9 protein-coding genes are annotated in these 10,201 nt (G+C 72.9%); 5 read left to right on the top strand and 4 right to left on the bottom strand.

Going from position 1 to position 10,201, the window contains the following annotated elements; translation table 11 throughout:
* Nucleotides 1-306: 306 nt before the first annotated feature.
* Nucleotides 307-873, top strand: coding sequence for a TetR/AcrR family transcriptional regulator (locus tag J8M51_RS39395; RefSeq protein WP_267299917.1), 567 nt, complete (start codon nt 307-309; stop codon nt 871-873).
* Nucleotides 874-979: 106 nt separating this feature from the next.
* Here J8M51_RS39395 and J8M51_RS39390 read toward each other — a convergent pair whose 3' ends face one another.
* A complete protein-coding gene (locus J8M51_RS39390) occupies nt 980-1,987 on the bottom strand; it encodes a DeoR/GlpR family DNA-binding transcription regulator (protein WP_086762927.1) in 1,008 nt (335 codons plus the stop codon).
* Nucleotides 1,988-2,081: 94 nt separating this feature from the next.
* Nucleotides 2,082-3,530, bottom strand: coding sequence for an NAD(P)H-quinone dehydrogenase (locus tag J8M51_RS39385; protein WP_216591033.1), 1,449 nt, complete (start codon nt 3,528-3,530; stop codon nt 2,082-2,084).
* A 194-nt stretch (nt 3,531-3,724) separates the two neighbouring features.
* Here J8M51_RS39385 and J8M51_RS39380 point away from each other — a divergent pair, with 194 nt between their 5' ends.
* From J8M51_RS39380 to J8M51_RS39365, 4 genes are all read left to right on the top strand, one after another.
* The gene (locus J8M51_RS39380) at nt 3,725-4,162 is read left to right on the top strand and encodes a gamma-glutamylcyclotransferase (RefSeq protein WP_045562870.1); all 438 of its coding nucleotides are present in this window, start codon (nt 3,725-3,727) and stop codon (nt 4,160-4,162) included.
* A gap of 58 nt (nt 4,163-4,220) precedes the next feature.
* Complete coding sequence (locus J8M51_RS39375; protein WP_216591031.1) at nt 4,221-4,502, top strand: type II toxin-antitoxin system RelE family toxin; 282 nt, start codon at nt 4,221-4,223, stop codon at nt 4,500-4,502.
* 105 nt (nt 4,503-4,607) lie between these two features.
* Nucleotides 4,608-5,432: a purine-nucleoside phosphorylase gene (locus J8M51_RS39370; protein ID WP_216591030.1), complete on the top strand. Its 825-nt coding sequence runs from the start codon at nt 4,608-4,610 to the stop codon at nt 5,430-5,432.
* A 266-nt stretch (nt 5,433-5,698) separates the two neighbouring features.
* The gene (locus tag J8M51_RS39365; RefSeq protein ID WP_267299899.1) at nt 5,699-7,330 is read left to right on the top strand and encodes a phospho-sugar mutase; all 1,632 of its coding nucleotides are present in this window, start codon (nt 5,699-5,701) and stop codon (nt 7,328-7,330) included.
* Nucleotides 7,331-7,403: 73 nt separating this feature from the next.
* Here J8M51_RS39365 and J8M51_RS39360 read toward each other — a convergent pair whose 3' ends face one another.
* Nucleotides 7,404-9,206 carry a hypothetical protein gene (locus J8M51_RS39360; protein WP_086760888.1) on the bottom strand — a complete coding sequence of 601 codons (1,803 nt, stop codon included), beginning with the start codon at nt 9,204-9,206 and terminating at the stop codon, nt 7,404-7,406.
* 231 nt (nt 9,207-9,437) lie between these two features.
* On the bottom strand, nt 9,438-10,121 hold the full coding sequence (locus J8M51_RS39355) for a PH domain-containing protein (protein WP_086760890.1): 684 nt from the start codon (nt 10,119-10,121) through the stop codon (nt 9,438-9,440).
* Nucleotides 10,122-10,201 lie beyond the last annotated feature (80 nt).

Below are 10,201 nucleotides of genomic sequence, written 5' to 3'. Positions count from 1 at the left end.
GCCCCTCAACGCCCACCGCACCGGCACCATCAAGGCCCTCAACGCGGAAGTCGGCGCCTCCATCACCTCCGGCGCCACGATCTGCGAAATCAAGGACTGACCCGCACGCGAAACCCCCGCGCCCCGGAAAGGCCGTAGGCCTTCGAGGGGCGCGGGGAACCGCGCGAGAAGCCCCACGCACCCGCACCCGCCCAACCACCCCCGCCACCCGAGCTCTTAGGCTGAAGACGCCCCCAGCAGAAGAGAGCAGGTGACACCACCATGAGCCCCACCCCGGCCGAGCCCTCCGCAGCAGGCCGGAGGCCGATGCGCGCGGACGCCCGCCGCAACCACGCCCGCCTGCTCACCGAGGCCCGGCTCGCCTTCGCGGCCCACGGCACGACCGCCTCGCTGGAGGACATCGCCCGCCGCGCGGACGTCGGTATCGGCACGCTCTACCGTCACTTCCCCACCCGCCAGGCCCTGCTGAGCGCGGTCTTCGAGGAAGCCGTGGACGACCTGCTGGCCCGTGCCCGGATCCAGCTCGCGGCGGACCGGCCCTGCACCGCCCTGGTCGCCTGGCTGCGCGACATCATCACCCGTGCGGGCGAATACCGGGGTCTGGCCCAGGCCTTGATGACGGTGTCGTACGCGGACTCCCGCGCCGCGGACGACACCCCCTCGGACCTGGCCCGGTGCTGTGCCCCCATCCGGGAGGCCGGCACCGCCCTCCTGCTGCGGGCCCAACGCGCGCACGCCGTACGCGACGACGTGTCCATCGGTGACCTGCTCCAGCTCACCCACGCGATCGCGCTGGCGGCCGAGGAGACCCCGGACGACCCGGAGCTGGCCGACCGCCTGTTGACGCTGACCCTGCGCGGCCTGAAGCCGTAGCCACCGCGTCCGGCCACCGCCGCACCCTGCGGAGCGATCCGCCGACGTGGCCGGCACACCTCACCCGGCCTCACCCGGCCACCGCCTCGCCCGGCCGCGCGCGGCTCTACCGCCGGCGCAGATCCGCGACCCGGGCCGCGCGCTCGCGCTCCCGTTCACCGGCCGGCGGCTGGTCGCCCAGGACCGTGGCGGTGCGCAGCTGGGGCGCGGTGCCGTGGACCTGGTTGCGGCGGGGCCCCGGCAGGGGCACGTCCCGGCGCGAGGGGCGCGCCGGGACGGGATCGCCTCCCGTACCACCGCCGCCCGACGCCCCGGCCACGGAGATCTGCACACCCTGATCGGCCAGGGCCTGCAACTCGGTGACCGCGCGGTCGTCGTGACCGGGCGGGTCGTCGGTGACCAGCCGGGTGATGACGTCCGTCGGGACCGTCTGGAACATCGTGTCGGTGCCGAGTTTGGTGTGGTCGGCGAGGACCACGACCTCGGCGGCGGCCTGGACCAGCGCGCGGTCGACGGACGCCGACAGCATGTTGGACGTGGACAGACCGCGCTCGGCGGTCAGCCCGCTCCCGGAGAGGAAGGCCTTGGAGACGCGCAGCCCCTGGAGGGACTGCTCGGCGCCGGAGCCGACCAGGGCGTAGTTGGAACCGCGCAGGGTGCCGCCGGTCATCACGACCTCCACACGGTTGGCATGGGCCAACGCCTGGGCCACCAGCAGGGAGTTGGTGACGACGGTCAGCCCGGGGACCCGCGCGAGCCGGCGTGCCAGCTCCTGCGTGGTGGTCCCCGCCCCGACCACGATGGCCTCGCCCTCTTCGACGAAGCTCGCGGCGAGGTCGGCGATGGCCGTCTTCTCGGCGGTCGCGAGATGAGACTTCTGCGGAAAGCCGGACTCCCGCGTGAACCCGCCCGGCAATACCGCACCGCCGTGCCGGCGGTCGAGGAGTCCTTCTGCCTCCAGAGCGCGCACGTCCCGCCGTACGGTCACTTCGGAGGTCTGGACGACGCGGGCGAGCTCACGGAGCGACACGGCTCCATTGGCCCGCACCATTTCGAGGATCAATTGACGACGTTCTGCAGCGAACACGAAACTGACAGTAACGCCAACGACCATCTGCTTTCAGCAGTTTGCGCCGAATAGCAGAAGTTGTTCGCAGGGTGGGGCAAGAAGTGATATAGGGACCAGTCGTCGTCGCTCGGACCGACGTCTAGACGCCTTCGCCGGCCTTGCGCGTGTGGAGCTGGCGCGCGACCTCCGCGATCGAGCCCGACAGGGACGGGTACACGGTGAAGGCGTTCGCGATCTGTTCGACGGTCAGGTTGTTGTCGACCGCGATCGAGATGGGGTGGATCAGCTCCGAGGCGCGCGGGGAGACCACGACACCGCCCACCACGATGCCGGTGCCGGGCCGGCAGAAGATCTTGACGAAGCCGTCGCGGATGCCCTGCATCTTGGCGCGCGGGTTGCGCAGCAGCGGCAGCTTCACCCCGACGGCGTCGATGACCTTGGCGTCCAGGTCGGCCTGGGTGTAGCCGACGGTGGCGATCTCGGGGTCGGTGAAGACGTTGGACGAGACGGTCTTCAGGTTCAGCGGGGCCACGGCGTCGCCGAGGAAGTGGTACATGGCGATACGGCCCTGCATGGCGGCGACGGAGGCCAGGGCGAACACCCCGGTGACGTCACCGGCGGCGTACACACCCGGGGCGGTGGTCCGCGACACCTTGTCGGTCCAGATGTGCCCGGACTCCTTGACCTTGACCCCGGCCTCCTCCAGGCCCATCCCGGCGCTGTTGGGGATGGCGCCGACGGCCATCAGACAGTGCGAGCCGCTGATGACCCGGCCGTCCGCGAGCGTGACCTCGACCCGGTCGCCGACCCGCTTGGCGGACTGGGCCCGGGAGCGCGCCATGACGTTCATCCCGCGCCGCCGGAACACGTCCTCCAGGACGGCGGCGGCGTCCGGGTCCTCGCCCGGCAGCACACGGTCCCGGCTGGAGACGAGCGTGACGCGCGACCCGAGCGCCTGGTAGGCGCCGGCGAACTCGGCACCGGTCACACCGGACCCGACGACGATCAGCTCTTCGGGCAGTTCGTCGAGGTCGTAGACCTGGGTCCAGTTGAGGATGCGCTCGCCGTCGGGCTGGGCGTCGGGCACCTCGCGCGGGTGGGCGCCGGTGGCGATCAGCACGGCGTCGGCGATCAGCGTCTCCTCGGAGCCGTCGGCGGCGCGCACGACCACCTTGCGCGACCCGTCGAGATCCTGCTGCCCCACGAGCCGCCCGCGCCCGCGCATGACCCGCGCGCCGGCGCGCGTCACGGAGGCGGTGATGTCGTGCGACTGCGCCAGCGCGAGCCGCTTCACACGCCGGTTGACCTTGCCGAGGTCCACGCCCACGACACGCGCGGGCGTGTCGATGTGCGGGGTGTCGTCGGCGACGATGATCCCCAGCTCCTCGTACGAGGAGTCGAAGGTCGTCATCACCTCGGCCGTCGCGATGAGGGTCTTCGACGGCACGCAGTCGGTCAGCACCGACGCCCCGCCCAGACCGTCGCAGTCCACGACGGTCACCTCCGCGCCGAGCTGCGCGGCCACCAGCGCCGCCTCATAGCCGCCGGGTCCGCCACCGATGATCACGATCCGAGTCACATGCCCCATTGTCCCGTACGAGCGCGGGTACCAACGAGTCGGGGGTGCGGGACGGGGGTGATCGGCCCGCAGGGCCATCACGAGGGGGGCGCGGGGAACTGCGCGACCAGCCACGACGAACCCGCACCCGCGACACAACAGGCACCCCCCACCCCATCAGGCGCCCGGCCCCCCAAGCGGAGCGCTCCCGTACCCTCTCCCCCATGTCGCTCTACGCCGCCTACGCCGGCAACCTGGACTCGCGTCTGATGTCCCGCCGCGCCCCCCACTCCCCGCTGCGCGCAACCGGCTGGCTCAACGACTGGCGGCTGACCTTCGGCGGCGAGCACATGGGCTGGGAGGGCGCCCTGGCCACGGTCGTGGAGGCCCCCCGCTCCCAGGTCTTCGTGGCGCTGTACGACATCGCCCCCATGGACGAGGACGCGATGGACCGCTGGGTCGGCGTCGGCCTGGACATATACCGCCGGATGCGGGTCCGCGTACACACCCTGGACGGCGAGGAACCGGCCTGGGTCTACGTCCTCAACGGCTACGAGGGCGGCCTGCCCTCGGCCCGCTATCTGGGCGAGGTCGCGGACGCCGCGGAATCGGCCGGGGCACCACACGATTACGTGATGGAGCTGCGCAAGCGGCCTTGTTGAAGGGCTCCGGCCCTAGGCTCCCTAGACTTGGGAAACCGACGCATCAACGGGAGAGCAGATGCCCCCCACTCCTACCTACGACGTCTATTACACGGTTCAGGCCGCCGCGGCGCGCGACCGGCTGGACGACGAGCAGCGCGTCGCGTTCGACAAGGGCATCGCCCTGCTGGCCCGCGATCCGTTCGTTTCCCTGTCCCGGCCCATAGGGTCCACCGGTGACGATCGCACGATCCGGCTCACTCAGAACATCCTGGTCGAGTACACGATCAGCAGGGGCCGCCTGTTGATCTTCATCGTCGAGGTCTTCAACGACAAGGACGTCCTGATCACCGACGCGTGATCCCTCCAGGTCTCGCCCCGCGGCCGGGAAACGACAAGACAACGATCCCGATCCGAGGAGCCTTGTCATCTACGCGCGTAGGCCAGGACCGGATACTCTCGTCGCGTGAACGCATCTCTTCTTCCGGACGACATCCAGGGCGACCCGTACGCCGCCGCCGACGCCGCCGCCGCGCGCCTGCGCGAGCTGACGGGCGCCGAGACCCACGACGTCGCTCTTGTGATGGGCTCCGGCTGGGCCCCGGCCGTGGACGCCCTCGGCGCCCCCGAGGCCGAGTTCCAGGTCACCGAGCTGCCCGGCTTCCCGCCGCCGGCGGTCGAGGGACACGGCGGCAAGGTCCGCTCGTACAAGATCGGTGACAAGCGCGCGCTCGTCTTCCTGGGCCGCACCCACTACTACGAGGGCCGTGGCGTCGCCGCCGTCGCGCACGGCGTGCGTACCGCCGTCGCCGCCGGGGTGAAGACGATCGTCCTCACCAACGGCTGCGGCGGTGTGCGCGAGGGGATGCGTCCCGGCCAGCCGGTCCTGATCAGCGACCACCTGAACCTGACGGCGGCCTCCCCGATCGTCGGCGCGAACTTCGTCGACCTCACCGACCTGTACTCGCCGCGCCTGCGCGCCCTGTGCAAGGAGATCGACCCCTCCCTCGAAGAGGGTGTCTACGCGCAGTTCACGGGCCCGCACTACGAGACCCCGGCGGAGATCCGCATGGCCCGTGTCATCGGCGCGGACCTGGTCGGCATGTCCACGGTCCTGGAGGCCATCGCCGCGCGCGAGGCCGGCGCGGAGGTGCTGGGCATCTCCCTCGTCACCAACCTGGCGGCCGGGATGACGGGCGAGCCCCTCAACCACGAGGAGGTCCTCCAGGCGGGCCGCGACTCCGCGACGCGGATGGGTGAGCTGCTGACGCGGGTGCTGGACCGGCTGTAGCGCGGCAGGGCTCCGCCGGACGGGGTGCGTCGTCGGGTGCGGGTCCGGTGGGGGCTGGTCGCGCAGTTCCCCGCGCCCCTGAAAAGCAGGGGCTGCGCCCCTTGCTTTTCCCCCGCCCGACCGTCACCTTCAGGCCCGCAGGGGCCTGATCTTTCAGGGGCGCGGGGAACTGCGCGAGAAGCCCCACCGGACCTGCACCCGACGACGCACCCACCGCCCAGGACGACCGACCGCGTCCACAAGCACACAACGAGAGGTTGACCCCCGTGCACGACGACCTGATCGCCCGCGCCAAGGCGTGGCTGGCCGAGGACCCCGACCCGGAGACGAGGGACGAACTCGGCAGGCTGATCGACGCGGCGGACACGGCGGAGCTGACCACCCGTTTCTCCGGCACCCTCCAGTTCGGCACCGCCGGTCTCCGGGGCGAACTCGGCGCCGGCCCGATGCGGATGAACCGCTCGGTCGTCATCCGCGCCGCCGCCGGTCTCGCCGCGTACCTGACCAAGAACGGCGCCACCGGCGGCCTCGTCGTCATCGGCTACGACGCCCGCCACAAGTCCGCCGCCTTCGCCCGCGACACGGCCGCCGTGATGACCGGCGCGGGCCTGCGCGCGGCCGTCCTCCCCCGCCCCCTCCCCACGCCCGTCCTGGCCTTCGCCATAAGGCATCTGGGCGCGGTCGCGGGCGTGGAGGTCACGGCCAGCCACAACCCGCCGCGCGACAACGGCTACAAGGTCTACCTGGGCGACGGCTCCCAGATCGTGCCCCCGGCCGACGCCGGGATCGCGGCCGAGATCGCCGCCGTACGCTCCCTCGACGACGTCCCCCGCCCGGAGGCCGGCTGGGACACCCTCGACGACGGCGTCCTGGAGGCCTATCTGGCCCGTACGGACGCGGTCCTCGCCACCGGCTCCCCCCGGACCGCCCGCACGGTCTACACGGCCATGCACGGCGTCGGCCGGGACGTCCTGCTCGCGGCGTTCGCCCGCGCGGGCTTCCCGGAGCCCGTGCTCGTCGCCGCGCAGGCGGATCCGGACCCGGAGTTCCCGACGGTCGCGTTCCCCAACCCGGAGGAGCCGGGCGCGATGGACCTCGCCTTCGCGAAGGCCCGCGAGACGGACCCCGACCTGATCGTCGCCAACGACCCGGACGCCGACCGCTGCGCCGTGGCCGTGAAGGACGGCGGCGACTGGCGGATGCTGCGCGGCGACGAGGTCGGCGCGCTGCTCGCCGCGCACCTGGTCGCGCGCGGCGCGCGGGGCACCTTCGCCGAGTCGATCGTCTCCTCCTCCCTCCTCGGCCGGATCGCCGAGAAGGCGGGCCTCCCGTACGAGGAGACCCTGACCGGCTTCAAGTGGATCGCCCGCGTCGACGGCCTGCGCTACGGCTACGAGGAGGCCCTCGGCTACTGCGTCGACCCCGAGGGCGTCCGGGACAAGGACGGCATCACGGCGGCCCTGCTGATCACGGAGCTGGCCTCCGGGCTCAAGGAGGAGGGCCGCACCCTCCTCGACCTGCTGGACGACATCGCCGTCGAGCACGGTCTGCACGCCACCGACCAGCTCTCGGTCCGGGTCGAGGATCTCTCCCTCATCGCCCGTGCGATGGAGCGGCTGCGCGAGCGGCCCCCGACCGCCCTCGCCGGGCTGGCCGTCACCGGGGCCGAGGACCTGACCCGGGGCACGGACCGGCTCCCGCCCACGGACGGCCTGCGCTACACCCTGGACGGCGCCCGTGTCATCGTCCGCCCCAGCGGCACCGAGCCCAAGCTGAAGTGCTACCTGGAGGTCGTGGTGCCGGTCGCCGACCACACCGGTCTCCCGGCGGCCCGCGAGAAGGCGGCCGGTCTGCTGGCCGGGATCAAGCGCGACCTGTCGGAGGCGGCGGGCATCTGACGGCCCCGGCGCCCCCGTGCGAAGGCCCCGACCGGATCGCCGGTCGGGGCCTTCGCACGTCCACAGGACCGGGCTACGGCACCAGCACCAGTGCCGTCACCCAGGCCACGGCCAGCACCACGCTCAGCGGCCACAGCGGGAGCTCCCGGCCCGCGCGCTCCCCCTCGGGCCGCAGCGCGGGGTCCTCCCACATGGCGGTGATCTCGGCGGCGGTCCGCTCGTAGGGGTGGACCAGGCGCAGCTTCCGCTCCAGCCAGCGCCAGCGCTCGGACCGTACGGACCAGGTCGGGAACAACGCCCGGCGGCTGTCCACGGTCAACACGGCACCGGCGCACCGGACGGTCATGAGGTCGTCCCAGGTGATGTGCCCGCTCCGGCGCCAGCCCCGCAGCCACAGTCCCGAACGGTCGGCGGTGATGCGCCAGGCGAGCAGTTGGGGCAGCGTCAGGATGCCGAAGATCCCGATGAGGCCACCGAGGACGTACTGCTTCAGCCCGTCGGGGTACAGCCCGACGGCGGCGGTCGCGACGATCATGAGCAGGGCGCTGGACCAGTCGGCCCACCCCGCCCGCCAGCGCCGTACGGCCACCGGCTGGTCTCCCAGCCGGGCCCGGCTCTCCGTGGCGGCGGTGGCCCGCAGTTCCTCGTGGACCGTGTGCCGGCGGGCCCTGGCCCGCTGCTCGGCGGCCCGGTGCCGCACGGTCCGGTCGGACAGCGGTCGTACCGGCCCGCTCGACGACTCGACGACCAGCTCCGCCGGTTCCGCGGCCGTCTCCGCGCCGGCGGGACCGGCCGGCTTCACCAGGTCGACCGGCGCCGAGGCCCCGTCCGCGCCCTCCGCCGTATCCCCGGCGGCGCTCTCGGCCCTGCCCGTCCTCTCCGGCGCGCTGACGATCACGATCTCGGCACCGTCATGGGGCGGCCCGTACAGTACGGCCTCGCGCAGGGGTCCGGGCTGGTCGTCGTCCTCCGCGCCCTCGATGGCGTCGAGGAGCGCGTCCCGGTCCTCCCGGCTCCGGCTCTCCTCGGCCTCCTCGTCGCCGTCACCGTCGTCGTCGTACCACTCCTCGGCCGTGACGCTGAACAGCGGCCGCAGCGCGTCCACGTCGTCGTCGGCGAACACCTCGACGTCCCCGTCGGCGCCGTCGCGGACCAGGACCCGGAGCACCGGCACGGGCGCGCGGCGCAGCGCGGCGGCCCGGCGCCGCGCCAGCCACCCGGAGAGCAGCGCGGTGAGCCCCCAGCCCGTCACGAACCAGCCGACGAGGGTGACCTCGTGCCGGTCGGTGACCGCGTCCCCGCCGGAGACGAAGGCGAGCAGCCCCGTCCCGAGCAGCGTCAGCACACAGCCGAGGACCATGAGGAACCTGCCGCGCCGCAGCGGCCCCACCCCGTCCGGCACCGCGGCGGTCGCGCCCGCGGCGGCCGACAGCGCCCACTGCCGCTGGAGCCTGCTCCTGCTCATCCGGATCTCGGCCACGGCCCAGGTGAGGGTCACGGCGATCAGACCCAGCAGGGTCGGCACATCGTGCGATCCACCGAACCAGCCCAGCAGGAGCATCAGCGCGGGCGACGAGAACCGTACGACCTCGGGCCTGACCAGGGTCCACACCACCTGGAGCGGGGCCAGCACGGCGAGGGCGGCGGGCACCTCGGCGAAGTTGGTCAGCCAGAAGCCGATGATCAGCCCGCCCGGAACCACGGCGAGCAGGTGCAGCGGGCGCGTACGGGCCGCCACCCACAGGGGCGGCCGGGACCGCGCCCAGGCCTGAAGCTTCTCGCCGCTCCAGGCGGCACTGCCCTCGGGCACGGCGGAGGCGGGCAGCCGGTGCGGCGGTGGGTGCCCCTGGGAGGGGGTTTCGAGCTCGGTACTCATCGTTCTGTGGACACTCCGGCCGCGATCGTGGTTGCGCCCCCTCGTCGCGCGCGATGCGCCGCGGTCCGAGCTGTGCAGACGGGACGCCGAGGCATGTACTGACCCAACGCGCTCCGCTTCACGGGCAGTTGGACGGGTGGGCACGAACCGCGCATCCGGTCCGGCACGTTTCCGCCACCATAGAACAGGCGTCCGGAACTCTGCCTGTGAAAAGTGCCGGAGGGAGCGAGGTCACCCGATGGCGACGAGCACCAGCAGCAGCACGGCCCCCGCCGCCGCCGGACCCATGATCTCCCAGGCCCACCGCACGCTCGGCGCCCCCTGCGACCCGGCCGCCTTCGCCCGCGCCTCGCACAGCTCCCGCAGATCGGCCATGGACTGATCGGTCTCGGCGCGCAGGAGCCGCGCCTCGGGAGCCGTACGCCCGTCACCGCCCGCCCTGGCCGCGCGACGGGCCTCGCGGGCCTGGTCCCGGGCGGCCTTCTTGCGGCCCCGCAGGGAGACGGGGATCGCCCAGAGCTGGTACTTGGTGCCGTTCTCGTCGATCACCTCGTTGGTGTAACCCGACCGCAGCGACACGACGCTCGCCCAGGGCAGCTCGATCACCCGGAACGGATTGCGCACCCGCAGCCGGTCGTCGCTCGCGAACACGGCCGGCCGCACCGAGAAGGCGACCACCAGCGGCACGGCCACCAGCATCGACGCCAGCGCCAGCCAGGGCGTACGCCCCTCCCCCGACACCACCGCGTCCCCGCCGAGCCAGCCGAACAGCCCGAGCAGCAGCACGCCACCCACCAGCCCGGCGGGCGACCGGTAGGCCCGGTCCTTGTACACGGGCTTGCCGGGCTCACCGGACTTGCCGGGCTTGCCGGCTTTGCCGGGCGTCGACGCTGAGGCCTGATCCGAGGTGCTCATACGTCCGATTCTGCCCGACGCCCGGCGGCTGCCCGCAGCCGCCGGAGCGCCCCGGGCTCCCGCCCCGTCAAGCGCCCACC

This window comes from Streptomyces griseiscabiei (genome assembly GCF_020010925.1).
Taxonomy (GTDB): Bacteria; Actinomycetota; Actinomycetes; order Streptomycetales; family Streptomycetaceae; genus Streptomyces; species Streptomyces griseiscabiei.
The sequence above is the reverse complement of the archived record's forward strand: the minus strand, read 5'-3'. Positions and strand labels throughout refer to the sequence as shown.

What these genes read in the sequence shown, in the direction of transcription:
- J8M51_RS39385 (WP_216591033.1), bottom strand. Translation starts at nt 3,530, where the DNA reads ATGGGGCATGTGACTCGGATCGTGATCATCGGTGGCGGACCCGGCGGC.
- J8M51_RS39380 (WP_045562870.1), top strand. Translation starts at nt 3,725, where the DNA reads ATGTCGCTCTACGCCGCCTACGCCGGCAACCTGGACTCGCGTCTGATG.
- J8M51_RS39355 (WP_086760890.1), bottom strand. Translation starts at nt 10,121, where the DNA reads ATGAGCACCTCGGATCAGGCCTCAGCGTCGACGCCCGGCAAAGCCGGC.
- J8M51_RS39375 (WP_216591031.1), top strand. Translation starts at nt 4,221, where the DNA reads ATGCCCCCCACTCCTACCTACGACGTCTATTACACGGTTCAGGCCGCC.
- J8M51_RS39395 (WP_267299917.1), top strand. Translation starts at nt 307, where the DNA reads ATGCGCGCGGACGCCCGCCGCAACCACGCCCGCCTGCTCACCGAGGCC.
- J8M51_RS39360 (WP_086760888.1), bottom strand. Translation starts at nt 9,206, where the DNA reads ATGAGTACCGAGCTCGAAACCCCCTCCCAGGGGCACCCACCGCCGCAC.
- J8M51_RS39390 (WP_086762927.1), bottom strand. Translation starts at nt 1,987, where the DNA reads ATGGTCGTTGGCGTTACTGTCAGTTTCGTGTTCGCTGCAGAACGTCGT.